The following is a 26,592-nucleotide window of genomic DNA, read 5'->3' on the forward strand; positions in this document are numbered from 1 at the left end:
GAAGGTGCCATTTTCCGTATCCCAGGCTTTTCCCCAGGCCCCGGGGAACCCCTCGGCCGGTGCCCACCCCCTGCCGGTACCGTCAAGCTCGTCGACGCCGACCGTGAGCGAGGAGACCAGCGATGAGCAACCCCTTCGAGAACCCCGACGGCCGCTATCTCGTGCTCGTCAACGAGGAGGGGCAGCACTCGCTGTGGCCCGCCTTCGCCGAGGTCCCCGCGGGCTGGACGGTCGCCCACGGCGAGGACGACCGCCAGGCGTGCCTGGACTACGTCAATGGGCACTGGACCGATATGCGCCCCACGAGCCTGATCAAGGCGATGGACGGCACTTCGGCCTGATCAAGGCCATGGACGGCACCTCGGCCTGATCGGGTCCGCACGCGGGTGGCAGTTTCCGGTCGTATCTCTTCCCTTTTTGGCGCCGCATGGCCGTAACGCGTGCCTTACGGTCGCCACGGTGCTCACGGCGTTACGTTGGCGAGGTGACGGACGCGAACGTCGACCTTCCGGCGACCATGCGGGCATGGGTGGTCCCCGCCCCGGGCCGGATCGAACAGGTGGAGCTGCCGGTTCCGCGGCCGGCGGAGGACGAACTGCTGGTCCGGGTCCGGGCCTGTGGCGTCTGCCGCACCGATCTGCATGTCCGCGACGGCGATCTGCCCCCGCACCGCAGCCCCGTCGTCCCCGGTCACGAGGCGGTCGGCGAGGTCGTCGCGGCGGGTTCGCGGGCGCACGGCCCCGGCCCCGGAATCCGGATCGGCGTCCCCTGGCTGCGGCGCACCTGCGGCCGCTGCCGCTACTGCCTCCGGCACCGGGAGAACCTGTGCCCGTTCTCCGAGTACACCGGCTGGGACGCGGACGGCGGCTACGCCGAGTACGTCACCGTACCGGCGGCCTACGCCTATGAGCTGCCCTCCGGATACCGCGACGAGGAGCTCGCCCCGCTGCTGTGCGCCGGGATCATCGGCTACCGCGCGCTGCGCCGGGCCGACCTCCCGTCCGGCGGCCGGCTCGGCATCTACGGCTTCGGCGGCTCGGCGCACCTCACCGCCCAGGTCGCCATCGCGCGGGGCGCCGTCGTCCACGTCCTGACCCGCTCGGCCGCCGCCCGCGCGCTCGCCCTGGACCTCGGCGCCGCCTCCGCGAACGACGCCTACGACCGCCCGCCCGAGCCGCTCGACGCCGCCATCCTCTTCGCCCCGGTGGGCGAGCTGGTCCCGGTCGCCCTGGAGTCCCTGGACGCGGGCGGCACGCTGAGCATCGCCGGTATCTACCTCACCGACATCCCGTCACTCGACTACGAGCGGCACCTCTTCCGGGAACGCACCGTCCGCAGCGTCACCGCCAACACCCGGGAGGACGGGCGTGAATTCCTCGCCGCGGCCGCCGAGAACCGCATCAGCGCCACGATCACGCCGTATCCCTTCGACCGGGCCGACGCCGCCCTCGACGACCTCGCCGCCGACCGCGTCAACGGTGTGGCGGTCCTGACGATGCCGCGCTAGGGGGGGGGGCTGCGGGGGTGCCCTGTCCGACCGATCGTGATGCCTGCGGCGGGCTGCTCCCCTCCCCGCCCCTTCCCTCAACTGGGGCTTCGCCCCAGACCCCGAAACCCGGGCTTCGCCCCTTCCTGCGACATGCGACATCGGTATCGCGGCTCCGCCGCGTGGTCCGCCGGACACCCCGCGGCGCGAGGGCCCCGGGCCTGGGAAACCTCGGTGCCTCAGGAATTCGACCAGCCGCGGCGGCACAGCACCAGGCGGTACCCGTCCGGGTCCTCGATGGTGACGCCCCATTCGTTCCAGTACGGATTGGGGGAGCTGACGCGGGTGCCGCCGTGCTGGGTGAGGCGGTCCACCAACTCCTCGGGGACCGGTTCGTCGAGGTAGACCACCAGCAGATCCTCCTCGGTCGGCCGGGGCTCCACGGGGTGGGCCGCCTCGTGGACGAGCTCCAGATGCCAGGAGGCGTCCGGCCACCCCACCATCAGCAGATCGTGCTCCCCGGCCCGGTCACCGCCCTCGACCCGGTACACCACGCTCAACCCCAGCCCCGCACACCAGAAGCGCTCCGCCGCCGCGAGGTCACGGGAGGGGCGGGCGATGCGGATGTGGCTCTGACCGTCGGCGGGCATGGGCGCCTCCTTCGTCGTGGGGGAACGCATCGACTTCGTCGTGGGCGAACGCATCGACGGCACCGTGATCGCCGGGCCGCGCCCCGAGCCTAGGGATGGGCTCGCCCCGGGGCATCGGCCGCTCGCCGGACCTCCCCACGGCCGTGGGACCTACGACCACGGACCGGCCGCCTCACCCGCGGACCGGCCGCCTCACTTATGGACCGGCCGCCTCACCCGCGGGCCGGTCGCGTCGCCTCGCGGACCGGTCACCTCACTCCGGCGACCCCGGACGGCGGCCGAGCGGGCTGATGCGGCGGTATCCCGCCCGGGCGTTGACGATGCGGGCGAGCGCGGTGCCCGCGACGGCCGCCGCCAGGAGACAGGCGAGCCAGCGGGCGTCGCGGCCGCCCGCCCAGGAGAGCTGCCCCGCGGGCGGAATGGCGAAGCCGTTGAGGAACAGCCAGCACAGCCCCGCCGTACCGGGCGCCGCGACAAAGCGCGCGCACAGCCCCAGCAGGGCGGCCAGCAGCGAGAGCGCGACCAGGGCGAACATCGGGCGGCCGTGGCCGCCGAGAAAGTTCAGGGTCGCCACCAGCAGCAGCGCGCCCAGGGAGGCCCCGCCCCAGATGACGGGAGTGGCGACCGGATCGGGTACTGGCCTGATCCCGGTGCTGAGCCGCCTCCACTCGATCATGGGCACCACCCCTCCTCTGGGCACCATCCTGTTCGTAGATCGATGGTCGCCCCACCCATACGCGGTCGGCATCGTCCCATCGCACCCTCGCACACCTGCCGTCATTACCAATTCTTTGCCATTCGTTAGGGTGGCACAAGAATCGAGCGACGAGAGGGATGATTGTGGGCGCTCCGCGCATGAGCAGTACGCCATTGCCCGGCATCGGGGTTCGCTACGACCTGACGACACGAGAGAGCAGGCGGCTTTCGGTCATCGCACATCGCGACGGCGGACGGACGCTGAGTGCGTACCGGAAGGAGGATCCCGATGAGTGTGCACTGTCCACCAGGCTGACCCCAGGGGAAGCGGAGGCGCTCGTCGGGGTTCTGATGCCAACTCATCACAGCCCGAATCTGCTGTCCACCACCGAGCTGGGGCTGGTGGCCGAGCGGATCGAGCTGTCGTCCACGTCGTACTGGAACGGGAGGGTGCTGGGCGAGACGCGGATGCGGACGGAGACCGGCGTCTCGATCGTGGCCGTGCTGCGCAGGGCGGAGGCGATCCCCTCCCCGACCCCCGACTTCCGGCTGGCCGGCGGGGACGAGCTGATCGTGATCGGCACCCGCGAGGGTGTGGAGACGGCCGCGGCGATACTTGGGCGGGAGTGAGCCCATGCATTCGTCTGCCATCTTTCTAATCGAGTTCGGTGCGGTCATCCTGGGCCTCGGGCTGCTGGGGCGGCTCGCCGGGCGGTTCCAGTTCTCCCCGATCCCGCTGTATCTGCTGGCCGGACTGGCCTTCGGCGAGGGCGGGCTGCTGCCGCTGGGAGCGAGCGAGGAGTTCGTCGCGATCGGCGCCGAGATCGGCGTCATCCTCCTGCTGCTGATGCTCGGGCTGGAGTACACCGCCAGCGACCTGGTCAGCAATCTCAAGACCCAGTACCCGGCCGGGCTGGTCGACGCGGCGCTCAACGCGCTGCCCGGCGCGATCATGGCCCTGCTGCTGGGGTGGGGGCCGGTGGCCGCCGTGGTGCTGGCCGGCGTCACCTGGATCTCCTCCTCCGGCGTCATCGCCAAGGTGCTCGGCGATCTGGGCCGGCTCGGCAACCGCGAGACCCCGGTGATCCTCAGCATCCTCGTCCTCGAGGACCTGGCGATGGCCGTCTATCTGCCGATCGTCACCGCCCTGCTGGCCGGTGCGGGCCTGGCGGCGGGCAGCGTCACCCTGGCCATCGCCCTCGGCGCGGCCGGTCTGGTGCTGTTCCTGGCCGTCCGCTACGGACGGCACATCTCCCGCTTCGTCTCCAGCGACGACCCCGAGAAGCTGCTGCTGGTGGTGCTCGGGCTGACGCTGCTGGTGGCGGGGATCGCCCAGCAGCTCCAGGTGTCGGCGGCCGTCGGCGCGTTCCTGGTGGGCATCGCCCTGTCCGGGGAGGTCGCCGAGGGTACGCACCATCTGCTCAGCCCGCTGCGGGATCTGTTCGCCGCCGTGTTCTTCGTCTTCTTCGGCCTGCACACGGATCCGGCCAGCATTCCCCCGGTGCTGCTGCCCGCCATGACGCTGGCCGTCCTCACCGCCGGTACGAAGATCGCCACCGGCTACTGGGCGGCGCGGCGGGCCGGGATCTCGGGCCGGGGCCGCTGGCGGGCGGGCGGCACGCTGGTGGCCCGGGGCGAGTTCTCGATCGTCATCGCGGGGCTCGCCGTCACGGCTGGTATCGAACCGTCGCTCGGTCCACTGGCCACGGCGTACGTCCTGATCCTGGTCATCCTGGGCCCGCTCACCGCCCGCTGGACCGAGCCCGTCGCCGGGCGGGTCACGGCCCGGCTGGCGGCGCGCCGCGAGCCGGCTGACGCCGCGGCGGTCGAGGGCGGGGGCGATGGTGCGGCGGAGGGGCCGCGGGAGGCGGTGGACGACCCGGACGCGGTGGGGCGCCGCTCATAGCCGTTCGTCGGTGCGTACTCGATGCGTACGTACTCGGTGCGTACGCACTCGGTGCGTACTCGGTTCGTACTCGGTTCGTACAGGGAGGGCCGCGGGAAGATCCGCGGCCCTTCGCGGCCCTCCGCGTCGCTCCACGGCTCAGCCCCGGTCCTCCTGCTCGGACCCCGGGCCCCCTAAGTCTTTTGTGCCCCCTAGGCCCTCTGGATCCCCTGGGCCCTCTGGATTCTCTAAGTCGCCTAAGCCCGCTAAGTTCCCTAACGCGTCGCCGAGCCCGGCCGGGACCATGCCGCCGCCCACGGCCCCGCCCGCCGCCGCCGTACCGGCCGTGACGCCTGTGACGCCCGCGACGCCCGCGATGGCCGCACCGGTGCGGCCATCGCGGGCGGTATGCGTCGCGCGGGATTCGATGAGCGCCCGGATCCAGGAGTCGACCTCACCGGGCCAGTCGCGCCGCTCGAGGCCCTCGTGGCGCACGGTGTGGCGGCCCTGGGCGCCAGAGCCCCCGCCGCGCTTGTCGGCCTCCAGGACGACTTCCATGCCGTCGGGCCCGGTGAGAAGGGTCAGCGCGATCTCGTTCACGTCGTGGAGGTACTGAGGGGCCGGGGTGAGCTCGATCTCCTGGTGGAAGGGGAGCCGCTGCCCGGTGCCCGCGATATGGGCGAGCCGCAGATCGGCGGCGACGAGGCCGAAGCCGAGCCGCCCCAGCGCCCCCAGTACGGCCTCCTGGACCGGCAGCGGGCACACGATCAGCGGCTCCGGATCGCCGTGGTCCTTCGCGCCCGCCGTCGCGAGTTCGACCCGGACGCCCAGGACGACACCCAGCGGCTGCCCGGACACCTCGGTGAGCGGCGTTTCCCACGGTATGTGAATGGTGAACGGAATGTCTCTGTGCTCTCTCGCGTCGAGCCGGAACCCGCCGCCGAGTCGGAGGCGGTCGAAGACCACACCGCCCTCGTGCTCCTCGCCGCCGTACCCGGCCTCGACCCCGGCGACCAGCTCCAGCGCGAGGTGCTCGAGATCACAGGCACCGCATCCACCCCGGAGCCGCACATGCCCCCGCACCACCCCACCGGGGCGCACTGGCTCCCGGTCCAGGATCGTGTCCATGACGGGCCCGCCGGCCCCGAGCGAGCCGAGCACGCGTTTGAACACCATCGCGGCGTTCACTCCTTCACTGTCACTGTGATCGTTCTCTGTTCCGTGTGGGGGGGGCGTTCGTTCCGAGTTCCGTGGGGGGCATGCGTGGAACGAACGAGAAGGTAAAGGGATTCCCATGTGCGCGTCCTGGGGCGGCAAAATCGGCCAGGAGTGGTGCGGCCCCGGCCGGCGACGCGCCCGACGGCCCGGCTCGGTGTTCATCCGCTCACGGAGAGCTATCTGAATGGGCCCTCCGGCCATGGGTAACTCGGACCGGGCCCGCGGAGTCCGGTGCGACTCATCCCACCAGTGCGACTCATCCCACCGGTGCGACTCATCCCACCGGTGCGACTCATCCCAGAGGACGGGAGAAACCGATGTCACGTGTGCGACGGGTGAGATCGGCGCTGCTGAGCGCCGTGGCAATCGTCGTGAGCGCGGGAATCCGGCGATGGCGGCGCAGACCGGTCCGCGAGCCGCACCCAGGACGCCGGTGAATGACCCGGCCGCTACGGCGAGTCGGGTCCGAATAGCCATTCCGCTTCGGGTAATGGTGGGCGAATCGATACAACGAATTCGTCGGCCGGTGCCGCCGGCCGCCCACCCATGCAGACGGCCGAGGAGCGGACACGGACATGGCGACGACAACCAAGCCCGAATTTGAAGCTCCCGCCGAACCCACCAAACTCGGCAGAATCGTGGTCGACTGGCTCACCACCACGGACCACAAGAAAATCGGACACCTGTACTTGGTGACCGCGTTCGGTTTCTTTCTGATCGGCGGCCTTCTGGCCATGGTCATGCGGGCCGAACTCGCCCGGCCCGGACTGCAATTGATCAGCCCTGAGCAGTACAACCAGGCTTTCACCCTGCACGGCACGCTGATGCTGCTGTTCTTCGCCACGCCGGTCTTCGCCGGATTCGCCAACGAGATCATGCCGCTCCAGATCGGCGCCCCGGATGTCGCCTTCCCCCGGCTGAACATGTTCTCGTACTGGCTCTTCCTCTTCGGCGGGCTGATCGTGATCGGCGGTCTGCTCACCCCTGGTGGCGCGGCGGACTTCGGCTGGACGGCCTATACCCCGCTCAGCAGCAAGGCGCGGACCCCGGGCGTGGGCGGCGACATGTGGGTGATGGGCCTCGCCCTCTCCGGCTTCGGGACGATCCTGGGCGCCGTCAACTTCATCACGACCGTCGTGTGTATGCGCGCCCCGGGAATGACGATGTTCCGGCTGCCCATCTTCACCTGGAACATCCTCTTCACCTCGATCCTGGTGCTACTCGCCTTTCCCATCCTGGCGGCCGCCCTGCTGGTGCTGGAGGCGGATCGCAAATTCGGCGCGGTCGTCTTCGAGGGGGCCAACGGCGGTCCGGTGCTGTGGCAGCACCTCTTCTGGTTCTTCGGCCATCCCGAGGTCTACATCATCGCCCTGCCGTTCTTCGGCATCATCACCGAAATCATTCCGGTGTTCTCCCGCAAGGTGGTCTTCGGCTATATGGGTCTGGTGGGCGCCACCATCGGCATCACCGGCCTCTCCGCGACGGTGTGGGCCCACCACATGTTCGCCACCGGAGCGGTACTCCTGCCGTTCTTCTCCTTTATGACGTTCCTCATCGCGGTGCCGACCGGGGTGAAGTTCTTCAACTGGGTCGGCACCATGTGGCGTGGCTCCCTCTCCTTCGAGACGCCGATGCTGTGGGCCATCGGCTTCCTGGTCACCTTCCTCTTCGGCGGGCTGACCGGGGTGATCCTGGCCTCGCCTCCGCTGGATTTCGAGGTCCACGACAGCTATTTCGTCGTCGCCCACTTCCACTACGTGGTCTTCGGTACGGTGGTCTACGCGATGTTCGCCGGATTCTATTTCTGGTGGCCCAAGTTCACCGGCAGGATGCTCGACGAACGCCTCGGCAAGATCCACTTCTGGACCCTGTTCATCGGCTTCCACACCACCTTCCTGGTCCACCACTGGCTCGGCGTCATCGGCATGCCGCGTCGCTATGTCGACTATCTGGCCGCCGACGGCTTCACCACGCTGAACACGGTCTCCACCATCGGATCGTTCCTCCTCGGCCTGTCCACGCTGCCGTTCATCTACAACGTGTGGAAAACCGGGAAGTACGGGAAGCGGGTCGAACTCGACGACCCCTGGGGATGGGGCCGCTCCCTGGAATGGGCCACCTCCTGCCCCCCGCCCCGGCACAATTTCCTCACCCTGCCGAAGATCCGCTCCGAATCCCCCGCCTTCGACCTCCACCACCCCGAGGTCGCCCCCCACGAGGTCCCCATCACCGACCGACCGCCCCTCTCCGAGGTCATGGGCGCCCCGATTGACCTCGGCACCAAGGACGACCGCACCGGCGGCGGACCGAGCCCCGAAACGGGCGACGAAACCGAGGGCCGCGAGGACTGACCCTCGTCTCCGGCACGCGGGACGGGGTCCACGGACACCTCGGTGCCGCAGACCCCTCCGCTGAAGAAGGCGTCCCCTTTACCGGCCGTCGAGCCGCGACGCTACCGGCTGCGCATTCTCAACGCTTCCAACGAGCGTTTCTGGAGGGGCTTTCCACGGCGGCCGAGCCCTGACGGGGCTTGGGGTGCTTCGGTGAGGGGCGCCACCAGGCCCATGGCGTAAGGCACGGCGAGCTCGTCCAGAGTCACCTCGGCTCTGTCCTGTGCGGCGTACTCCAGCAGCGCGGCCCCGAAGGCGAACTTGTACGTTCGGGAGTTGGCGCCCATCAGGACGGCCAGCCGCCAAGACGTACGGGCGTTCGGCTCGCTTCGGTAGAAGTCCACCGTCATCGGCTCACCCCAGGCGCAGCGTGCCGCTCCGCGCGGAAGACCAGGGCGCTCCAGCTCACGCCTTCCCGGCTGAGGCAGTCCGGTTCCTCGCTGCGGTGCACCGTGGCCAGGCCGAACCGTCCCGCGAGCGCCGCGGTCTCGGCCGCGGACACCGCGAACATGCGCCGCCCGGCAGGAACCGGACCGTGCCGCAGCGAGAGGGCAACACATCCTCCCGGTGCCACCAGCTCGGCCAGCCGCCGCATGGCATCGACGCGCTCCTGCTCGTCCAGATGCATCCACACCGCGGAGAGCAGCATGAAGTCGAAGGGCCCGCGGAGACCGCTGAGAGAGGGAAGCGCGTCGTCGATCCAGTCGATTGCCGCATCCGCGTGGAGGCGCTGCCCGATCCGCCGCAGCTCCCGTGTGGGCTCTACGGCTACGACCTGATGTCCACGGGCGGCCAGCGCGGCAGCGTCGCGGCCGCTGCCGGCACCGATGTCAACAACCCTGCTCGGGGCCGGCGGCAGCCACGGCAGGAACTCCTCGTGCACGACTTCGAATGCCACACTCTCGTACCGACGGGCGAGTCCCTCGGCATCCTCTCCGTAGCCCGCAGCACTGGGCGTTCCCGACCGCATCCCGCTACGCCCTCCTCATTCAAACGACCGGCTTCTGTGTGTCTGGGGCTATACGTGCTCTGAGCAGCGAGAAGCCCCCCGGTACGTGCGTGGAGGAGGGGGTCGGGCGCGCCCCCGGCAGGACTCGAACCTGCGGCCAAGCGCTTGGAAGGCCGATGCGGAGCGCGCCGTGTCCGTGGCGGACCTCATCGGGAGTCGGCGGCCAATGCGGTTGCCAGATGGTCGAGCCGTCCGAAAACGCGGGCCATGCCCACGTGATCGGCGTAGTCGCGCGATTCGACGATGACGCCGTCGCGTACGCGTGTCACAAAGACGCAGGGCAACGCGAAGGGGCGGCCGTTCACCGCACCGACGTAGCTGAACTCGAAAACGACCACCTCGGGATCCGCGGTTTCGTGGACCTGCCCCACGGGCTCGAACCGGTCGGCTCCGTGTGTCTGGACCGATGCGTCAGCGAAGTGCCGCCGTAGTTCGGCTCGGGTGCGCAGAGGTGTGTCGCCGGTGGGCGCGAGCGGATGCCGGACATCGGTGTGCTCGGCGTACAGGCCGGCGAGGTGATCGAGGTGCGCCTGCCTCTCCCGCTCGGTGAGGTTGCCGGTGATCAGGAGGCTGACCCCGGCGGCGACGGCGCGGACGACATCGGCCGGTGCGGATGGACTTGGCATGGCATCCCCAGAAGTAACCAGAGTCTGGACTTCGGTAAGAGTAACGAAGTCCAGACTCCGGTTAAAGTCCCTACCGGGCGTAAACGGGGAGGATGCAGGCATGCGACAGGACGCGCGGGAAAACCGGGAACGGATCCTGGCCGAGGCCGAGGCGGTCTTCGGCACACAGGGGCCCGCTGGATCGACCGAGGAGGTGGCCAGGCGAGCCGGTGTCGGCATCGCCACGGTCTTTCGCCACTTTCCGACCAAAGAGGAACTGATCGAGGCAGCGCTGCTGCGACATTTCGACAAACTCATCCAGCGCGCCGACGCCCTCGCCGCCGATACGGACCCCGCCGCCGCCTTCCGCGCCCTGGTGCGGACGATGATCGAAAGCGGCGCCACGAAGCTGACCCTCGCATCGACCCTGACGGGCCGCCAGCACCTCCCGGGCAACACAATCGCCGCGTCGGACCGGTTGAAAGCCGTCGTCAGCGACTTCCTGCGGCGGGCGCAGGATATCGAAGCGGTCCGGCCCTCGGTCACCGTCGAGGAGGTCTACCTCCTCATCCGGGGGCTGGCCCAGGCATCAGCGACGATGCAGACCCGCTCGGAAACACTGGACCGCGCCATCGACGTCGTACTCACCGGGCTCTCGCGGACAGCCGACCGAGCCGGAGAAGCCGCGCTTGACGATCACGATTGAACACGCTGAAGAACTCGACCGACCTTGCAACTCCTCCCGGCTCAAAGACTCCAGCGCGGGAGAATCACCGCCAGAAGCATTCGTCGATCACGATCTGCGGGTCGGTGGTGCGGGGCGTGAAGTGGGATCGCGGCCAGCCGCGGCCGTGACCGAAGGAGAGGACGTGCTCACCGCTCGGGCGGGTCGCGCAGTGGCTGGGTGAGCACCACCCCGTTGCTCGGGCGGAGGAACGTGTCCGGGCTCTCCGTGAACCTTGGCCGTGGGCGGTCAAAGGCGCTTGGCCCGCGAGCGGTGTGCTTCCGGACACAGCAGAGCCTCACCAGCGTTTCCGCAGGTGAGGCACCTTTTTGCGCCCCCGGCAGGACTCGAACCTGCGGCCAAGCGCTTAGAAGGCGCCTGCTCTATCCACTGAGCTACGGGGGCCGGTGGTGGTCATGGAGCGGGTGAGCCCCCGGTGCCTGCGGGGCCGGCGGGGCGGCCGTGGTGCGGGTGGCCGGGCTCGACGGACCGTGACCTTGCCGGGACAAGGATAGGGCTCCTTGCGCCTCGCCCCGGTTGCTTCACCTCCGTGGCACGTTGTGGAGGTTCGGTGAAGCGGTCTGATAATCGCAGGCAGGTCCGAAACTTGCATCGTTTTTCACGCCTCAAGGAACGGGTGTTGTGCACTCGTTATGCCCGCGCCCCTGTCGTCACGTCTGCCTCGTGCTCCTTTTGGGGTGATCCGGGTGGGTCTCTTTGACGCGCACGAGTGAGCATACGCTTCAAAAAGACGCCAAAAGCGGGCATTCTTCACCACGTGGCGATCTTGGACGTACGGCCCCGGCTGCTCGACGCGCTGACCTCACTGCGTGACCGTGTCGACGCCGCTCGGTTTCCGCTCCCCCTTCCCGGCGCCGACCGCGCTCGCCGTAGCCGCGCCGAGCTGCTCGCTCAACTGGACGACTACCTCGTGCCCCGGTTGCGCGCCCCCGAAGCGCCCCTCCTGGCGGTAATCGGGGGATCCACGGGCGCGGGCAAGTCCACCCTCGTCAATTCGCTGGTCGGCCGACGAGTCACCGAGGCCGGTGTGTTGCGGCCCACAACGCGTACGCCGGTGCTGGTGTGCCATCCGGACGACCACCCCTGGTTCGCCGGGCAGCGGGTGCTGCCGCGGCTCACCCGGGTGTGGGTGCCGGCGCAGGGGGAGCGGGCGGAGAGCGCGTACGACGAGGAGGGGCGGGCACAGGAGGGGCCGGCGGCGCTGCGGGTGGAGACCGACCCGGGGCTGGCGCGGGGGCTCGCCCTGCTCGACGCGCCCGACATCGACTCGCTGGTCGCGCGGAACCGCGATCTGGCCGCGGAACTGATCTGCGCTGCCGACATCTGGGTGCTCGTCACCACCGCCACCCGCTACGGCGATGCCGTCCCCTGGCATCTGCTGCGGACCGCCAAGGAGTACGACGTCACCCTCGTCACCGTCCTCGACCGGGTGCCGCACCAGCTGGCCGCCGAGGTCTCCCGGCAGTACGCCGGGCTCCTTACGGCGGCCGGGCTCGGCGATGTCCCGCGCTTCACCATCCCCGAGCTCCCCGAATCCGCGGGCGGCGGCAGTGGGCTGCTTCCGGCCACCGCCGTCGCCGCACTGCGGGCCTGGCTCACCCAGCACGCACAGGATCCGTACGCCCGTACCGTCGCCGCCGCCCGTACGGCCGCCGGGACGCTCGCCTCGCTGCGCGCCCGGATGCCCGCGCTGGCCGGGGCCGCGGCGGCGCAGCACGCGGCCGCGATGCGGCTGATCCAGCGGGTCGAGGGCGCGTACGGGGAAGCCGGGGAGCGGGTGCGGCGCGAGATCGCGCAGGGGGCCGCGCTCGCGGGCGGTGCGCTCACCCACTGGCACGGCCTGCCGCACGGCAGCGCCCCCGATGAGCTCCTTACGGCTCTCACCGACTCCCTGGCGACCCTGTTGCGCAGCGCGGCCGCCACTGCCGACGATCGGGTCGCGGAGGCCGGGAGGCAGGACCCGGCCGCGCGGGCCGGGCTCGCGCCCTGCGACACGCGGGGCGCTGCCGAGCGGATCGGCGTGGCCGTACGGCACTGGCGGCGCTGCGCCGAGGAACTGGCCGAGGAGGAGGCCCGGGCCCGGATCGCCGAATGCGGGGGCAGCTGCGTGCCCGAGGAGATCGCCGCACTGCTCGCCGCGTCCCTCCTGGGCGGACGCCGCGCCCGTAAGGCGGGCGAGAAGCTCGCCGAGACCCTGGGCGCGCATGCGGCACTGCGCCTGGGCGACCGCGGCGGACGGCTGCTCGACGGCTGTGTCACCCGCGCCCTGCGGGCGGAGCGCGACCGCAGGCTCGCCCCTCTGGACGCCCTGGACATCTCACCGGAACACCAGGTCGAGCTGATCGCCGCGCTGTCCGTACTGCAGAAGGAGAGGTGACCGCAGGTGACGTCCACGGAGGGCAACGGCGGCAACGAGGGCGGCGGAAGCGGCGGAGGCGGCGGGGGAGACCGGGCGGCGGGGGGCCGCCACACTTGGGACGACGGCCTGATCGCCCGGCGCGCGTACCGCCGGGCCGCCGGGCGCGCCGCGGGCCGCCCGGCCCGTGCGATGGACCAGGAGGCGGCGGAGGAGGCCGCACCGGACATCCCCGGTGCCGCGGCGGGCTACTTCCCGGGGGAGGAGACCGGGCGACGGTCCTTCGGAGGACCTCCGTACGCCGTCTACCAGGCCGGCGTCCGCAGCTTCGCCACGGGCACCCTGCGGCCCCGTCTGGAGGCCCTGCGCCAGCTCGTCGGGCTGTCCCGGTCCCGGCTCGAGGGGCGCACGCTCGCCGGGGCCGCGCGAGTGCTCGACGAGGCGGACGCGCGGGGACGGCATCCTTACGGGCACACCGTGGTCGCCGTCGCCGGGGCCACCGGAAGCGGTAAGTCGACACTGTTCAACGCCCTCGCCGGAGCCCCGCTCTCCGAGACCGGCATTCGCCGCCCCACCACCGCCACGCCCCTCGCCTGTGCGTGGACCGATCACGCCGACGGCCTGCTGGACCGGCTCGGCATCCCGGCGGTGGACCGGCGCAACCCGGGCTATCCGTACGACCCCGCGCTGCGCGGCCTGGTCCTGCTCGACCTGCCCGACCACGACTCGGCCGCCCCGGGCCACCGGGAACGGGTGGACCGGCTGCTGGGTCTCGTGGACGCGGTGGTGTGGGTGGTGGACCCCGAGAAGTACGCGGACGCGGTCCTCCATGAGCGCTATCTGCGGCCACTCGCCGGATACGCCGAGGTGACCTTCGTCGTGCTCAACCAGGTGGACCGGCTCCCCGGCGAGGCCGCGGACCAGGTGCTGGACGATCTGCGGCGACTGCTGGACGAGGACGGGCTCGCGCTCGGCGAGCACGGGGAGCCGGGGGCGGCCGTGCTCGCGCTGTCCGCGCTGACCGGTGAGGGCGTCGGGGAGCTGCGGGAGATGCTCGCGCGGCTCACGGCCGAGTGCGGGGCGGCCGAGCGCCGGCTGTCGGCGGACGTGGACGGCACGATGACACGGCTGCGGCCGCAGTATGTGGCGGACAGCGGGCCGGCCGGACTCACCGAGCGGGCGCGGGCGGAGTTCGAGGACCGGCTGGCCGAGGCGGCGGGCGCGGGCGCGGCCGGGAAGGCGGCCGAGCGCGCCTGGCTGAGAGACGCGGAGTGGGCGTGCGGAACGCCCTGGGGGCGGCTCCGGGGGAGGAAGGGCCGCGCCTCAGGGGGCTCGCGAGGCGGCTCTCGGGGCGGCTCACAAGGCGGCTCTTGGGGCTCGCGAGCCCCCGGAGCCGGGGAGTGGACGGAGATCCCGGGCGCGCGGGCGCGAACCGTGGCGGTGGAGGCGGTCACGGCGCGCCCCGCGGTGGAGGAGGCCGTACGGACGCTCGGGGACGAGGCGACGGCCGGGCTGCCCGGTCCATGGGCCCAGGCCGTCCGGGAGGCGGCGGGGTGGGGCGGCAGAGGGCTGGCGGAGGCGGTCGACGAGGCGGTGGCGGCCGAGACGGCGCACCGACGGCCGGTCCGGCCCGTGTGGTGGTCGATGGCGGCGGCGGCTCAGGTGACCGTGCTGCTGGTGCAAGTGATGGGGGTGCTGTGGCTGTTGGGCGCCATGGCCGGGGTGTCCGGCGGGCCGGAGTGGTGGATGCCGGCGCTGCTGGTGATGGGCGGCGCGGCGGTCGGCCCGACGCTGGCGTGGGGCTCCCGGGCGGCCGCTCGGGGGCCCGCCCGGCGCCACGGCCGGTCGGTGGAGGGCCGCCTGCGGGAGGCGGCGGCCGAGTGCGGGCGCAGGCGGGTGCTGGAGCCGGTGGAGACGGAACTGGCGCGGTACGGGGAGGTACGGGCGCAGTACGTGGTCGCGGCGGGCGGAGCGTGACGGGCCGGCTCGGAGTGTCGGGTGAGGGTTGTGGGCTGGGGCCGGGGCGTGACGGGCTCGGCGCGATGGGAGGGGCCCACGGCCGGGAGCCCACGGCCGGGTCGTGACGGGTGGTCACTCGTCCGGGTGGCCGAGTTATCCACATTCGCGGGGTCGTGCACAGGCCCCGGCGGGGTTTCGTGATGCCGGGCAGCATGGTCCACGAGCGGCAAGGCAGAGCCGCGAAGTGATGGGGGAGGCGTAGCCGGTGAACGAGAGCTGGGTGACCGTGGTGGGGAATGCCGCGACGCGGCCGGACTTCTGGGAGACGGCGGCGGGTGTCGCGGTGGCCCGGTTCCGGCTGGCGGCGACGGTGCGCCGCTGGGACCGGGGGCGGGACGCGTGGGCGGACGCGTACACGAGTTTCTACACGGTCTGGACGTGGCGGTCGCTCGCCGCGAATGTCGCCGGGTCGGTATCGCTCGGTGAACCCCTCGTCGTCCATGGGACGTTGCGGGTGCGGGAGCGCGAATGGGACCGGGAGCGGGAGAGGGACCGGCCGCTTCAGGGAGAAGGGGAAGGGGGAGGAGGGGGAGGCGCGGCCGTGCCTTCGGGCCCGGGCGGGGATTCCGGTGGCGGGGCGCAGCAGCCCAGGCGCTGGGTCACCGCGGAAATCGACGCGGTGGCGGTCGGACACGATCTCACGCGGGGTACATCCGCATTTCGTCGGGTTTCGCAGGCCAAACCGCTTCTAAACACACCGACCGGGGCAACTTCCCCGTGAATGGCCGCGACCACGGGAGATTTGTCGATAATCCCAGGTCATATGGGATCTGGGGATTAGATAACGATTCCGATTCGGATCGGTTGGGTCTAGGTATTCCCGGGGAACGTTCGGTTCCTTTCTCCCTAGGATCCGTGCGTGCCCAACGGGGGTTCCTGAGTTTTGAGTTCGCTGGCGAGGCGCACCAACTGACTGGCGCTCGCCCGGAGGGGAAACCATGATTTCTGTAAGGAGGCGGGGCGCTGCCCGCCTTGCGGCCGCCGTTCTGGCGTCCGGTCTGGTCGCGGCGGGCGCGATAGTCACCGCCGGCACCGCCGCCGCCGATGACGCGCCCCCGAGCCAGGGCGGCGCGACCGCCACGCTGGGCGGTCTCAAGACGTTCGACAAGGCCATCATTCACGACAACGGCAAGGACCAGCAGGTCGGCGCCGGTCTCTTCGAGATGTCGGTCGACAATGGCGGTTCCATCCAGACGTACTGCATTGATCTGCACAACCCGACGCAGAGCAAGGCGAAGTACGAGGAGAAGTCCTGGGCCGAGACGTCCCTGGCGAACAACCCCAACGCGGGCAAGATCAACTGGGTTCTGCAGAACTCCTACCCGCAGGTGAACGACCTCGGCGCGCTGGCGAAGACGGCGGGCACCGGTCCGCTCACCGAGAAGACCGCCGCCGCGGGGACGCAGGTCGCCATCTGGCGCTTCTCCGACAACGCGAAGGTGGACGCGGCCGACCCGCAGGCCGAGAAGCTGGCCGACTACCTGGAGAAGAGCGCGCAGAACCTCCAGGAGCCCAAGGCGTCGCTGAGCCTGGACCCGCCGGCCGTCTCCGGCAAGGCCGGTGAGCGGCTCGGCCCGGTCAAGGTCCACACCAACGCCGACAGCGTCACCCTGGCCCCGGGCGCCGGGTCCGCGAGCGGCGTCAAGCTCGTCGACAAGAGCGGCAAGACCCTCACCAGCGCCGCCGACGGCGGCGAGGTGTACTTCGACGTCCCGGAGGGCGCGGCGGACGGCTCCGCCACGCTGACCGCCCAGGCGGCCACCAAGGTTCCGGTGGGCCGTGCGTTCGCCAGCGCCACCAAGAGCCAGACGCAGATCCTGGCCGGCTCCAGCGAGAGCACCGTCTCCGCCACCGCCACCGCGAACTGGGCGAAGAAGGGCGCGGTTCCGGCGGTCTCCGCCGAGAAGGACTGCGCCAAGGGCGGCGTGGACATCACGGCCACCAACAAGGGCGACGAGGCGTTCAGCTTCGAGCTGCTGGGCCAGAAGTACACCGTCGAGGCGGGTCAGTCGAAGACCGTCACCGCCCCGGTGAAGGAGGACCAGAGCTACAAGTTCACCATCTCCGGTCCGAACGGCTTCGAGAAGACCTTCTCCGGCGTTCTCGACTGCAAGACCTCCAGCAGCGGCGGCAGCAGCGACACCCCCTCCTCGCAGCCGAGCCCCGCGTCGGCCGGTGGCAGCACCGGTGGTGACACCTCCGGTGGCGACCTCGCCGAGACCGGTAGCAGCAGCAACACCCCGATGATCGCGGGCATCGCCGTGGCGCTGGTCGTGGCCGGTGGCGGCGCGATCTTCTTCGTTCGCAAGAAGAAGGCGACCGCGGGTGAGTGAACGCCAGGGCGGCGACGCCAGGGCGGCAGTGATCGCTGAGTGAAGCGACGGTCACCGGATGTGGTGATCATCGAAGAACGCGGTGGTGGAGGGCCGGAGCCTCGTGGAGGCTCCGGCCCTTCGCGTCACCGGGGGACGGTGAATGCCGGACCCATGCCGCACGCCGGACCAAACGGGTTTCCGCCTCGGGCGGCGCGTACGGCAAGATGGCTGTATCTGCCCTCACGCGGTGGAGCCGCCACGGATACGGACCCCGCGGCGGAGCCGCACCTCGATACCTACCAGATTGCCGGACGGTTTCTCTTGGCTGAGTTCATCTACACCATGCGCAAGACGCGCAAGGCGCACGGCGACAAGGTGATCCTCGACGATGTCACGCTGAGCTTTCTGCCCGGCGCGAAGATCGGTGTCGTGGGCCCCAACGGCGCCGGTAAGTCGACGGTGCTGAAGATCATGGCGGGCCTGGAGCAGCCGTCCAATGGTGACGCCTTCCTGTCGCCCGGCTACAGCGTCGGCATCCTGCTCCAGGAGCCCCCGCTCGACGAGTCCAAGACCGTCCTGGAGAACGTCCAGGACGGAGTGGCGGAGACCAAGGGCAAGCTCGACCGCTTCAACGAGATCGCCGAGCAGATGGCGACCGACTACAGCGACGCGCTGCTCGAGGAGATGGGCAAGCTCCAGGAGGACCTGGACCACGCCAACGCGTGGGACATGGACGCCCAGCTCGAGCAGGCCATGGATGCCCTCGGCTGCCCGCCCGGCGACTGGCCGGTCACCACCCTCTCCGGTGGTGAGAAGCGCCGCGTCGCGCTTTGCAAGCTGCTGCTGGAGGCCCCCGACCTGCTGCTGCTGGACGAGCCCACCAACCACCTGGACGCCGAGTCCGTCAACTGGCTGGAGCAGCACCTCGCCAAGTACGCGGGCACCGTCGTGGCCATCACCCACGACCGGTACTTCCTGGACAACGTCGCCGAGTGGATCCTGGAGCTCGACCGCGGCCGCGCCATCGGCTACGAGGGCAACTACTCCACCTACCTGGAGAAGAAGCAGGCCCGTCTGAAGGTCGAGGGCCAGAAGGACGCCAAGCGCGCCAAGCGCCTCAAGGAAGAGCTGGACTGGGTCCGCTCCAACGCCAAGGGCCGCCAGGCCAAGTCCCGGGCCCGGCTGACCCGTTACGAGGAGATGGCCGCCGAGGCCGAGAAGACCCGGAAGCTGGACTTCGAGGAGATCCAGATCCCGCCGGGCCCGCGTCTGGGCAGTGTCGTGGTCGAGGTGGAGAACCTCTCCAAGGCGTTCGGCGAGAAGGTCCTGATCGACGACCTCTCCTTCACCCTCCCGCGCAACGGCATCGTCGGTGTCATCGGCCCCAACGGCGCCGGTAAGACCACGCTCTTCAAGATGATCCAGGGCCTGGAGACCGCCGACGCGGGCAGGATCAAGGTCGGCGAGACCGTCAAGATCTCGTACGTCGACCAGAGCCGCGCCAACATCGACCCCAAGAAGACGCTGTGGGCGGTCGTCTCCGACGAGCTCGACTACATCAACGTCGGCCAGGTCGAGATGCCCTCCCGCGCCTATGTCTCCGCGTTCGGCTTCAAGGGCCCGGACCAGCAGAAGCCGGCCGGCATCCTCTCGGGCGGTGAGCGCAACCGCCTCAACCTCGCGCTCACCCTCAAGCAGGGCGGCAACCTGCTGCTCCTCGACGAGCCCACCAACGACCTCGACGTGGAGACCCTCTCCTCGCTGGAGAACGCGCTGCTCGACTTCCCCGGCTGTGCCGTGGTCGTCTCCCACGACCGCTGGTTCCTCGACCGCGTCGCCACGCACATCCTGGCGTACGAGGGCGAATCCAAGTGGTTCTGGTTCGAGGGCAACTTCGAGTCGTACGAGAAGAACAAGGTCGAGCGGCTCGGCCCGGACGCGGCCCGTCCGCACCGTGCCACCTACAAGAAGCTGACCCGGGGCTGAGTGGATGGCACGCCATATCTACCCCTGTCCCCTGCGCTGGTCCGACATGGACGCGTTCGGCCACGTCAACAACGTGACCTTCCTCCGCTATCTGGAGGAGGCCCGGGTCGACTTCATGTGGCGGCTGGCGCCGGGGAACGGGAGTGACGCGTTCACCGGCGGCGTGGTCGTGGCCCGGCACGAGATCGACTATCTGAGGCCCCTGGTCCACCGGCACCGTCCGGTGACGATCGAGACCTGGGTGACGGAGGTCAAGGCCGCGTATCTCACTCTGCGCTATGAGATCAAGGACGAGGACGTCCTGTATGTGCGTGCCGCCACCCGCATCGTGCCCTACGACCTCGACCAGGGCCGCCCGCGCCGGGTCACCCCGGAAGAGGAGAGGTTCCTGACCGAGTACCTGGAGCCGGACCCGGTGAAGAAGGGCGCCGCCAAGAAGTCGTCCAAGGTGTCCAAGGCGCCTGCGGAGCCCGCCGGATCCGCCGATGGCGCCGAACGGGCGGAGGCGGAGGGGGCCGTCTCGGTATGACGGCCTCCAGCCAGGAGTTCCACTTCGCCGACGCCGGGGAGGCGGCCGATCTCGCCGCCTTCCTGGCCCGGCTGATCCACTACGACCGGGCGGCGGCGGTGCGGCTGCAGGCGGGCGGCGGTGTGCTCGCCGTCTTCGGTCGGCCGCCGTCCTTCGAGGTCCTCGCGATCCGTACGGCGCGGCTCGAGGCGATCGTCAGCACCGAGCCCGCATCGGACGCGCCGCATGCGTCGGCCGGGGCGGCGGGCGGGCCGGGCGCCCTGGATACGACGGTCTCGGCGGGCGAGTTCGCGGACGCGCTGGACACGGCACGGGCCGCGCAGACCGCCGACCGGCCCGAGGGCCGTGACCGGGATGCCCGGGGCCTGGTGGTCACCGTGCCGCAGGCCGTCACCGGCCCGCCATGGGCCGGGGTGCTGCCGCCTCGCGGCGGCTGGCGCCGGGTGAACGGGCTGCCCGGCGTGAACGAGGTGCGCGGGGTGGTCGCCGCCGCCGTCGCCGAGTTCCGGGCCCGCGACGCGGCGCTCCCCGAGGAGCGTCGTACGCGCGCCGAGCGCGACCGCATCGGCCATGACATCTGGTCCCGCACGCTCGGCGACACCGGGCTTCCGCTGCGCGCCGTGCACGCCGCCCAGTCGCTGGGCTTCCTGCGCCAGGTGCGGGCGGCGGCACCGGCCGTCACCGCCCACGCAAGCGGCGTGGCCACTGCCGCGCCCGAGCCCCTGGTGCTGCTCGCCGCGGGCGGCTGGCTGCGGCTGCGCACGCCGTACGGCTCGATCGCGGTGCGTACGCAGGGCCTGTCCGGCGGCCTGTCCGGGCTGTCCGTCACGCCCGCCTGAGCCCGCCGGTCAGCCCGCGGGGCCAGTCCGGCGGGTCAGTCCGGTGGGTCAGCCCTCCAGGTCGACCCGGCGGGTCAGCCCTCCGTGTTGATCATGGAGGCGGCGGCGTAGGTGAGGTAGTGCCACAGCTGGCGCTCGAGCTCCGGGGCCAGCTCCAGCTCGTCCACCGCGTCGCGCATATGGCGCAGCCAGGCGTCATGGGCGGCGCGGTTCACGGTGAAGGGGGCGTGGCGCATGCGCAGCCGGGGGTGGCCGCGGTTGTCGCTGTAGGTGCGGGGGCCGCCCCAGTACTGCATCAGGAAGAGTGCGAGTCGCTCCTCGGCCGGTCCCAGGTCCTCCTCGGGGTACATCGGCCGGAGCACCGGGTCCTCCGCGACCCCCTGGTAGAAGCGGTGGACCAGACGCCGGAAGGTCTGCTCGCCACCGACCTGCTCGTAGAAGGTCTGCTCCTGAAGTGTGCCTCGCGGAATCTCTTTCACGCCTCCATGCTCTCAGACGCCCCCGTCCGGAAAAGGGGGCGTGGGTCGCGGCCGGGGGCCGGGCGCAGGAGAGTGGAGTCATGGGCAGCACGGGCGGGAGCACACGCAGTGCGCCGGACGCCGCGGAGCGTGTGGTGCGGCGGAAGCCTGCGGGCCGGGAGGCCGATGGGTGCGCCGAGGAGGCCGCGGCGCTGCGGGCCGGGCTGGTCCGGGAGATCGTGGCGGGCGGCGGACTCACCGACCCCGCCTGGCGGGCGGCCTTCGAGGAGGTGCCGCGCCATCTCTTCGTGCCCTACTACTACGAGGCGGGGGAGGCGGCCGCGGCGGTCGCACCGCCGGGCGCCAGGACAGCGGGGGCGGCGGGGGCGGCGGGGGCGGCGGGGGCGGCAGGAACCGGAGAGGTGGGCGCGGCGCACGGGACGGTCGGCTACACCCGGCTGTGGCGCGACGACCCCCATCCGCTGCGCCGGGCCCGCTGGCTGGCCGGCGCCTACGCGGACGCCCCGCTCGCCACGCGGGTGCGCGACGGTGAACTGATCACCTCGAGCAGCCAGCCGTCGCTGATGGCGCGGATGCTCCAGGCGCTCCAGGTGCGGGACGGGGACCGGGTGCTGGAGATCGGCGCGGGCACCGGCTACAACGCCGCGCTGCTGGCCCATCGGCTCGGCGACGCCCGCGTCACCACCCTCGATCTCGACCCGGAGATCACCGAGGCCGCCCGTAACCATCTGGCCGCGGCCGGATTCCGCCCCGCGGTCGTCACCGGGGACGGGGCCCGCGGCTGTCCGCTGCACGCTCCCTACGACCGGATCATCGCCACCTGCGCCGTGGCGTCCATCCCGTCCGCATGGCTCGGCCAGTGCCGGCCGGACGCGCTGATCCTGACGCCGCTCGCGACCGGGCTGATCGCCCTGAGGGTCGCCGACGCCCGCCATGCCGAGGGGCACTTCCTGGCCATCCCCGCCTACTTCGTCCCGCTGCGCGGCAGCGGTCCGCCGCCCCGGGTGCCCACCCACGGGCTGCCGTCCCGGCCGTTGCTGGACGACTCCTTCCGCTTCCTGCTGAACGTGGCCGCGGGCCATATGGAGCCGGTCGAAGCCCTTGCGCTGTGGGAGCACGAGGGCAGGCCGGGGCGGGAGCGTTACGGGGTGACGGTGCGGGGCGAGCGCCAATGGGCCTGGCTGGACGACCCGGAGGGCGCCTACGGCTGGCCGCTGGGCCCTCCCGGCCGTCTTGAGCCCTTCCGGGGTCTCAGCCCCGGCGCACCGTGATCGTCGTCCAGGCGCCGACATGGACGCGGTCGCCCTCCCGGAGCGGGACCGGTACGAACGGCTGGATCGGCTCGTCGCCGCCGTTGACCGTCGTGCCGTTCGTCGAGTCCTGGTCGACGACCGCCCAGACGCCGTCGGGCTGCTGGACGAGGAGCGCGTGCTGGTGCGAGACGCCCGGGTCCTCGGGCGGCCGCCCGAGGTCAATGTCGGGGGCCTCACCGGTGCTGTGGCGGCGTCGGCCGATGGTGATCTGCTGGCCGTTGAGCGGCAGCTGCTGCTCGGGGGAGTAGGCCGGGAGGTTCAGCCCGGCGGCCTCCGGGCCGCTGCGGTTCATCATCGCCATGAAGTACTCACGGTCCGGGGCGACGACGGCTATCCAGTTGCCGGGCGCCTGCACCGGGGCCCCGCCCTGGCCGAACTGGGCGCCGCCGGGGTGCTGCTGCTGCGGGGCGCCGGGGTGCTGCTGCGGGGCACCGGGGTGTTGCTGCTGGGGCGGCTGGTGCCCCGGCATCTGCTGCTGGGGCGGCGGGGCGTACCCCTCGTTCCCGTACGGCTGGGCCGGGGGCGCTTCGTTCCCGTACGGCTGGGCCGGGGGCGGCTCGTTCCCGTACGGCTGGGCCGGCGGCGCCGGGGCCTGGGGGTAGCCATAGCCGTACTGCGGGACCTGGGGCGCGCCGTGGCCCGGGGCACCCTGCTGCGGGGCGCCGTGCGGGGGCGTGCCCTGGTGCGGCGCGCCCCCCGGCGGCGGAAGCGTCCAGTCGCTGTCGCCGCCGAAGCCGGGGGGCTGACCGCCGCCCTGTGCCGGGTGCGGGCCCTGCGGTCCCCCGGGGCCGGGCTGTGGCGGCCCCGGCTGCTGCGGTGGCGCGTAACCGCCCTGCGGCGGGCCGTACGGAGACGGGGTGTGCGTCTGGAAGTTGAAGCGGCACTCCTCACAGAACGGGGCCTGCGCCTCACGCGGCGTACGGCACTGCGGGCACAGCTCCTGCTGCTGTGCCGGATAGCCGTAGCCGCCCGCGCCGCCGGGCGGCGGTGGGCCGCCCGGCCCCGGACTCCCATAGCCACCCGGTGGCACGGGAACGCCGGGGCCGTTCGGCATGGGCGGAGGTGGCGGGACGGCGCCGGAGGGCATGGGTGTCCCCGACATCCGGTGCCCACACACCTCGCACCAGTCGTCGGCCGCCGATTGGTGGCCGTTGGGACAGGTCGGCATGTCGGATCCCCCTCTGTGGCGTTCTTGGCGTTTCTGCCGAGAAGAGCTACGTGAGTGCTTGTTATGTGCTACTTCTTGACGCGAACTGTCTTGGTGGAGCGCGTTTCGAGTGTCATCTCGTCCGCCTCCGCGACCTTCGCCTTCAGTCGCACAGTACCTGCCGCCACATCGAGCACGTCCACCACCTTCGCAAGCAGTTTCGCCGTGTCTTCGTTCCCCGATGCGGCCGCCAGTTGTACGGCACGCCCCAGCTTCGCGGTCGCTTGTTCGGCATCGCCGGACTTGCGGGCATTCATGCCCTGTTTGATGGCCTGTGCCAGTTCGGCCTGGCCCGTATAGTGCGCCACCTGCGGATTCATCGCGGTGGAAACGACCAGATCATCGGTCCACACCGCACGCACCAGCCCCTGCGCCAGAGGTCTTGGCGGGCTGCCGACCTCGTCGGGCACCGGCTGGACCAGGGAAATCCTGGCCGCGAGCATCTCCTGGCCGACCTCCGCCGCCGGAACCCTCACGCAGAGGTGGTAGTCGCGGGACTCATCGCCCCAGGACCCGGTGGGGTAGTCGCCCGCGCGCGGGCCGGCCTCGGCGCGCCGGGCGGTCAGATCCTCGACGGTCGGTGCGACCTGTTTCACATACGCGACCTCGGCGCCCTTGGGGGTCCACAGCCGGAGGCTGACGTCGGCGACCTCCTTGCCCATCGCCGTCTCCATCATCCGCGTGAAGTCCGCTTCGAGCCCGGCGGGATCGGCCACGATGTCCGCCGTTCCGAGCAGGGCGGCGGCGATCCCGGTGACCTCCTCGACCTCCCAGTCCGTGCCCACCCCGCGGGCGTCGCAGGTGAAGCGGCCCGCACAGGCGTCGAGCACGGTCCTCAGCCGCTGCGGCTCCTCGTGCTCGTTCCGCCCGTCGGTGAGCAGAATGCCGTGCCGTATCGCGGCATCGGCGGAGCCGAGCAGCAGGTCGGCCTGGAGCAGCCAGGTGCCGATCGCGGTGCCGCCGCCCGGACTCAGGCTCCGCAGCGCCTCCTTGGCCTGGGCGCGGGTGAGCGGATCGGCGATGGCCAACTGCCCGTTGCCGGGGAAGACCTCGACCGCCTTGTGGGTGCCCGCCACCACGGAGAACGCCACGCCGTCGCGCACCGTGTCGATCGCGGCGGCGGTCGCGTCCCGCGCGTGGCGCATCTTCGTCGGCGGATAGTCCATGGAGCCGGAGCAGTCCACCATGATCACCACGGCCGCGCGGGGCGAGCCGCCGCCCCGGCCGGACGCGCCGTCGTACGCGCCGGGAGCGTCCTCGTACCCACCATGGGCGGGGGCGGGTATCGGCGGCACCGCCGTGGCCCCGCCGCCGGCCGAGGTGACGGTGATGATCGCGTTCACCTCGCGGCCTCCCTCGGGGAGGTACTCGTTCTGGTAGACCTCGACCGAGAACCGCGGCGCATCGGGTGTGGAGAAGTGGGCCATGTCATCCGCTCCTTGGCGACCGTCAGGCGGATCCTGCCCGGCCCGGGGCAGCGGGGAACGGCACGATCGCCACTGTTACGTTGTCGTGGCCCCCGCCGTCCAGGGCGTATCCGACCAGGAACTGCGCGCTGTCCAGCGGCCGGGCGCGGGCGTCCGGCGGCACCGCGTGGGCCATCTGCTCCGCCGATTCGGCGTAGTTCCACAGCCCGTCGCTGCACACCACCACGACGCCCGGCCGGTCCGGCTTGTACGAGGCGGTGTGGGGCTCCAGCTCATAGGCGTCCGCCCCGAGCCAGCCGGTGATGGCGTGGGCGCGCTCGTCCGCGTACGCCTCCGCCTCCGACATCAGCCCCGCGGCCACCATCTGGGCCGCCCAGGAGTCGTCCTCGGTGAGCCGCGCGGGCGGGGTCGTACGGTCGTCGGGGACCCAGTAGGCGCGGCTGTCCCCGACCCAGCCGATGGTGAGGATGTCGCTGGTGACGACGGCGCCGACGATGGTGCACGCCGGTGCGTTCTGATGGCGCTGCCCCTCGTGGTGGGGAGCGGTCGCGCCGGTGTCCAGGGCCAGGGAGTTGACCGCGTCGGCGGCGGCGATGATCGCCTCGTTCATGGCCTGCTGGGGGTGGGCGCCGCGGGGCAGCGAGGCGAGCAGCGCCTGACTCGCGGAGTGGGCCGCGGCCGCCGAGGCCTCGTCGGGGCGGGTGGCCGAGGAGACCCCGTCGCACACCACCGCGACCGTGACCGGTGAACCGTCGGGCAGCGCGGCGGTGGACACCGAGAACGCGTCCTCGTTGCGGTGGTGGCGCAGCCCCCGGTCGCTGGCCGCCGCGACTCCCTCCAACTCACTCTCCATATGGTCGCGTGTCCGTGCCTGGGCGTGTCCGCAGCGCTCGCAGTATCCGTCCTGGTCGATGGTGCCCTCCTGGCACGCGGCGCACCGGGGGCGGTGCTCGTCGCCGGGCAGCCGGGGGTCGGCCCCGGTGCCGGTCCCGCTGTCCGTGCCGCTCGCCGCGCTGGTGTGCGTACTCGCGTTGGTCTCCGGGTGGATGCCGGACTCGCCGGGTGCCTCGGGCGCGCCGAGCGTTGCCGCGGCCCGCGGGTCGGCCACCTGGCGGTACCCACCGGAGGTCGGAGCGGCCAGCTCGTAGTCGTCCGGCTCCGGCTCCGGGTGGGTGGACCGCGCCGCCCCGTTCACCCGCGGCGGCACCGGCAGGTCGCCGTGCGCTTCCGACCGGTCGCCGTGCGCCTGCGACCGGTCGGCGTGTGCCTGCGACCGGTCGGCGATCGCCTCCGCCGACAGTGCGGCCTCCGCTGCCAGGGCGGACGCCACCGTCAGATCGGCACCGCACTGATCGCAGTATCTGTCCCCCGCCTGCGGCGGCTCATCACAAGCCGGGCAGGCTGACAGCTGCGGCGGCTGCGGCATCTGCGACATCGA

General features: G+C 71.5%; 24 protein-coding genes and 1 tRNA gene. 14 read left to right on the forward strand and 11 right to left on the reverse strand.

Features of this window, described 5'->3' with window-relative positions; all coding sequences use genetic code 11:
• Positions 1-122: 122 nt before the first annotated feature.
• Complete coding sequence (locus tag JK364_RS09055; protein ID WP_201849419.1) at positions 123-341, forward strand: MbtH family protein; 219 nt, start codon at positions 123-125, stop codon at positions 339-341.
• Positions 342-517: 176 nt separating this feature from the next.
• A complete protein-coding gene (locus tag JK364_RS09060; protein ID WP_201849809.1) occupies positions 518-1,507 on the forward strand; it encodes a zinc-binding alcohol dehydrogenase family protein in 990 nt (329 codons plus the stop codon).
• 218 nt (positions 1,508-1,725) lie between these two features.
• Here JK364_RS09060 and JK364_RS09065 read toward each other — a convergent pair whose 3' ends face one another.
• Both JK364_RS09065 and JK364_RS09070 read right to left on the reverse strand, forming a co-directional pair.
• Positions 1,726-2,136 carry a VOC family protein gene (locus tag JK364_RS09065; RefSeq protein WP_201849421.1) on the reverse strand — a complete coding sequence of 137 codons (411 nt, stop codon included), beginning with the start codon at positions 2,134-2,136 and terminating at the stop codon, positions 1,726-1,728.
• A 253-nt stretch (positions 2,137-2,389) separates the two neighbouring features.
• Positions 2,390-2,812: a hypothetical protein gene (locus JK364_RS09070; RefSeq protein ID WP_201849423.1), complete on the reverse strand. Its 423-nt coding sequence runs from the start codon at positions 2,810-2,812 to the stop codon at positions 2,390-2,392.
• Positions 2,813-2,991: 179 nt separating this feature from the next.
• On the opposite strand from JK364_RS09070, the gene JK364_RS09075 reads away from it, so the two are divergent.
• Positions 2,992-3,462, forward strand: coding sequence for a cation:proton antiporter regulatory subunit (locus tag JK364_RS09075; protein WP_201849425.1), 471 nt, complete (start codon positions 2,992-2,994; stop codon positions 3,460-3,462).
• A gap of 4 nt (positions 3,463-3,466) precedes the next feature.
• Entirely contained in the window at positions 3,467-4,738 is a 1,272-nt protein-coding gene (locus JK364_RS09080) for a cation:proton antiporter (protein WP_201849427.1), read from the forward strand.
• Positions 4,739-4,876: 138 nt separating this feature from the next.
• Here the strand turns inward: JK364_RS09080 and JK364_RS09085 are convergent, their stop codons facing one another.
• Entirely contained in the window at positions 4,877-5,893 is a 1,017-nt protein-coding gene (locus tag JK364_RS09085) for a sporulation protein (protein ID WP_201849429.1), read from the reverse strand.
• Between the two features lie 617 nt (positions 5,894-6,510).
• Here JK364_RS09085 and ctaD point away from each other — a divergent pair.
• The gene (gene ctaD / locus JK364_RS09090; RefSeq protein ID WP_201849431.1) at positions 6,511-8,286 is read left to right on the forward strand and encodes an aa3-type cytochrome oxidase subunit I; all 1,776 of its coding nucleotides are present in this window, start codon (positions 6,511-6,513) and stop codon (positions 8,284-8,286) included.
• 101 nt (positions 8,287-8,387) lie between these two features.
• Here ctaD and JK364_RS09095 read toward each other — a convergent pair whose 3' ends face one another.
• From JK364_RS09095 to JK364_RS09105, 3 genes are all read right to left on the reverse strand, one after another.
• Positions 8,388-8,675, reverse strand: a complete 288-nt coding sequence (locus JK364_RS09095; protein WP_201849433.1) for a hypothetical protein — start codon at positions 8,673-8,675, stop codon at positions 8,388-8,390.
• The gene (locus JK364_RS09100) at positions 8,672-9,295 is read right to left on the reverse strand and encodes a class I SAM-dependent methyltransferase (RefSeq protein WP_201849435.1); all 624 of its coding nucleotides are present in this window, start codon (positions 9,293-9,295) and stop codon (positions 8,672-8,674) included. The genes JK364_RS09095 and JK364_RS09100 overlap by 4 nt, the downstream gene beginning before the upstream one ends.
• Before the next feature lie 185 nt (positions 9,296-9,480).
• Positions 9,481-9,960, reverse strand: coding sequence for a nuclear transport factor 2 family protein (locus tag JK364_RS09105; protein ID WP_201849437.1), 480 nt, complete (start codon positions 9,958-9,960; stop codon positions 9,481-9,483).
• A gap of 100 nt (positions 9,961-10,060) precedes the next feature.
• On the opposite strand from JK364_RS09105, the gene JK364_RS09110 reads away from it, so the two are divergent.
• Positions 10,061-10,645, forward strand: a complete 585-nt coding sequence (locus JK364_RS09110; RefSeq protein ID WP_201849439.1) for a TetR/AcrR family transcriptional regulator — start codon at positions 10,061-10,063, stop codon at positions 10,643-10,645.
• Between the two features lie 350 nt (positions 10,646-10,995).
• Here the strand turns inward: JK364_RS09110 and JK364_RS09115 are convergent.
• A tRNA-Arg gene (locus tag JK364_RS09115) sits at positions 10,996-11,068 on the reverse strand.
• Positions 11,069-11,450: 382 nt separating this feature from the next.
• Here JK364_RS09115 and JK364_RS09120 point away from each other — a divergent pair.
• The 7 genes from JK364_RS09120 to JK364_RS09150 all read left to right on the forward strand — a co-directional run bounded on the left by JK364_RS09120 (position 11,451) and on the right by JK364_RS09150 (position 20,728).
• Positions 11,451-13,061 carry a dynamin family protein gene (locus JK364_RS09120; protein WP_201849811.1) on the forward strand — a complete coding sequence of 537 codons (1,611 nt, stop codon included), beginning with the start codon at positions 11,451-11,453 and terminating at the stop codon, positions 13,059-13,061.
• Positions 13,062-13,067: 6 nt separating this feature from the next.
• On the forward strand, positions 13,068-15,017 hold the full coding sequence (locus tag JK364_RS56910) for a GTPase (RefSeq protein WP_201849448.1): 1,950 nt from the start codon (positions 13,068-13,070) through the stop codon (positions 15,015-15,017).
• Positions 15,018-15,264: 247 nt separating this feature from the next.
• Positions 15,265-15,780, forward strand: coding sequence for a single-stranded DNA-binding protein (locus JK364_RS09130; RefSeq protein WP_201849450.1), 516 nt, complete (start codon positions 15,265-15,267; stop codon positions 15,778-15,780).
• A 217-nt stretch (positions 15,781-15,997) separates the two neighbouring features.
• On the forward strand, positions 15,998-17,392 hold the full coding sequence (locus tag JK364_RS09135; protein ID WP_201849453.1) for a Cys-Gln thioester bond-forming surface protein: 1,395 nt from the start codon (positions 15,998-16,000) through the stop codon (positions 17,390-17,392).
• Positions 17,393-17,695: 303 nt separating this feature from the next.
• Positions 17,696-19,360 carry an energy-dependent translational throttle protein EttA gene (gene ettA, locus JK364_RS09140; protein WP_201849454.1) on the forward strand — a complete coding sequence of 555 codons (1,665 nt, stop codon included), beginning with the start codon at positions 17,696-17,698 and terminating at the stop codon, positions 19,358-19,360.
• A gap of 4 nt (positions 19,361-19,364) precedes the next feature.
• Positions 19,365-19,889, forward strand: a complete 525-nt coding sequence (locus JK364_RS09145; RefSeq protein ID WP_201849456.1) for an acyl-CoA thioesterase — start codon at positions 19,365-19,367, stop codon at positions 19,887-19,889.
• Positions 19,886-20,728 carry a DUF8185 domain-containing protein gene (locus JK364_RS09150; protein ID WP_201849458.1) on the forward strand — a complete coding sequence of 281 codons (843 nt, stop codon included), beginning with the start codon at positions 19,886-19,888 and terminating at the stop codon, positions 20,726-20,728. Before JK364_RS09145 ends, JK364_RS09150 begins: the two co-directional genes overlap by 4 nt.
• Before the next feature lie 74 nt (positions 20,729-20,802).
• Here JK364_RS09150 and JK364_RS09155 read toward each other — a convergent pair whose 3' ends face one another.
• Positions 20,803-21,207, reverse strand: a complete 405-nt coding sequence (locus JK364_RS09155; protein WP_201849460.1) for a globin — start codon at positions 21,205-21,207, stop codon at positions 20,803-20,805.
• Between the two features lie 80 nt (positions 21,208-21,287).
• On the opposite strand from JK364_RS09155, the gene JK364_RS09160 reads away from it, so the two are divergent.
• Positions 21,288-22,478: a methyltransferase domain-containing protein gene (locus JK364_RS09160; RefSeq protein WP_230991635.1), complete on the forward strand. Its 1,191-nt coding sequence runs from the start codon at positions 21,288-21,290 to the stop codon at positions 22,476-22,478.
• Here JK364_RS09160 and JK364_RS09165 read toward each other — a convergent pair.
• The 3 genes from JK364_RS09165 to JK364_RS09175 form a co-directional block, all read right to left on the reverse strand.
• Positions 22,459-23,688: an FHA domain-containing protein gene (locus JK364_RS09165; protein ID WP_201849462.1), complete on the reverse strand. Its 1,230-nt coding sequence runs from the start codon at positions 23,686-23,688 to the stop codon at positions 22,459-22,461. The two genes, JK364_RS09160 and JK364_RS09165, sit on opposite strands and share 20 nt — an antisense overlap.
• A gap of 68 nt (positions 23,689-23,756) precedes the next feature.
• Complete coding sequence (locus JK364_RS09170) at positions 23,757-25,154, reverse strand: vWA domain-containing protein (RefSeq protein WP_201849464.1); 1,398 nt, start codon at positions 25,152-25,154, stop codon at positions 23,757-23,759.
• Between the two features lie 22 nt (positions 25,155-25,176).
• On the reverse strand, positions 25,177-26,589 hold the full coding sequence (locus tag JK364_RS09175) for a PP2C family protein-serine/threonine phosphatase (RefSeq protein ID WP_201849465.1): 1,413 nt from the start codon (positions 26,587-26,589) through the stop codon (positions 25,177-25,179).
• Between the last annotated feature and the right edge of the window lie 3 nt (positions 26,590-26,592).

Origin of the sequence: Streptomyces endocoffeicus, assembly GCF_016741935.1 — a bacterium.
Taxonomy (GTDB): domain Bacteria; phylum Actinomycetota; class Actinomycetes; order Streptomycetales; family Streptomycetaceae; genus Streptomyces; species Streptomyces endocoffeicus.

Excerpts from the sequence above, each read along its gene's own strand:
- JK364_RS09085 (WP_201849429.1), bottom strand. The coding sequence starts at position 5,893 with ATGGTGTTCAAACGCGTGCTCGGCTCGCTCGGGGCCGGCGGGCCCGTC.
- JK364_RS09175 (WP_201849465.1), bottom strand. The coding sequence starts at position 26,589 with ATGTCGCAGATGCCGCAGCCGCCGCAGCTGTCAGCCTGCCCGGCTTGT.
- JK364_RS09095 (WP_201849433.1), bottom strand. The coding sequence starts at position 8,675 with ATGACGGTGGACTTCTACCGAAGCGAGCCGAACGCCCGTACGTCTTGG.
- JK364_RS09060 (WP_201849809.1), top strand. The coding sequence starts at position 518 with ATGCGGGCATGGGTGGTCCCCGCCCCGGGCCGGATCGAACAGGTGGAG.
- JK364_RS09145 (WP_201849456.1), top strand. The coding sequence starts at position 19,365 with ATGGCACGCCATATCTACCCCTGTCCCCTGCGCTGGTCCGACATGGAC.
- JK364_RS09055 (WP_201849419.1), top strand. The coding sequence starts at position 123 with ATGAGCAACCCCTTCGAGAACCCCGACGGCCGCTATCTCGTGCTCGTC.
- JK364_RS09165 (WP_201849462.1), bottom strand. The coding sequence starts at position 23,688 with ATGCCGACCTGTCCCAACGGCCACCAATCGGCGGCCGACGACTGGTGC.
- JK364_RS09150 (WP_201849458.1), top strand. The coding sequence starts at position 19,886 with ATGACGGCCTCCAGCCAGGAGTTCCACTTCGCCGACGCCGGGGAGGCG.
- JK364_RS09080 (WP_201849427.1), top strand. The coding sequence starts at position 3,467 with ATGCATTCGTCTGCCATCTTTCTAATCGAGTTCGGTGCGGTCATCCTG.
- JK364_RS09110 (WP_201849439.1), top strand. The coding sequence starts at position 10,061 with ATGCGACAGGACGCGCGGGAAAACCGGGAACGGATCCTGGCCGAGGCC.
- JK364_RS09075 (WP_201849425.1), top strand. The coding sequence starts at position 2,992 with ATGAGCAGTACGCCATTGCCCGGCATCGGGGTTCGCTACGACCTGACG.
- JK364_RS09070 (WP_201849423.1), bottom strand. The coding sequence starts at position 2,812 with ATGATCGAGTGGAGGCGGCTCAGCACCGGGATCAGGCCAGTACCCGAT.
- JK364_RS09065 (WP_201849421.1), bottom strand. The coding sequence starts at position 2,136 with ATGCCCGCCGACGGTCAGAGCCACATCCGCATCGCCCGCCCCTCCCGT.
- ctaD (WP_201849431.1), top strand. The coding sequence starts at position 6,511 with ATGGCGACGACAACCAAGCCCGAATTTGAAGCTCCCGCCGAACCCACC.
- JK364_RS09100 (WP_201849435.1), bottom strand. The coding sequence starts at position 9,295 with ATGCGGTCGGGAACGCCCAGTGCTGCGGGCTACGGAGAGGATGCCGAG.
- JK364_RS09135 (WP_201849453.1), top strand. The coding sequence starts at position 15,998 with ATGATTTCTGTAAGGAGGCGGGGCGCTGCCCGCCTTGCGGCCGCCGTT.
- JK364_RS09160 (WP_230991635.1), top strand. The coding sequence starts at position 21,288 with ATGGGCAGCACGGGCGGGAGCACACGCAGTGCGCCGGACGCCGCGGAG.
- JK364_RS09170 (WP_201849464.1), bottom strand. The coding sequence starts at position 25,154 with ATGGCCCACTTCTCCACACCCGATGCGCCGCGGTTCTCGGTCGAGGTC.
- JK364_RS09105 (WP_201849437.1), bottom strand. The coding sequence starts at position 9,960 with ATGCCAAGTCCATCCGCACCGGCCGATGTCGTCCGCGCCGTCGCCGCC.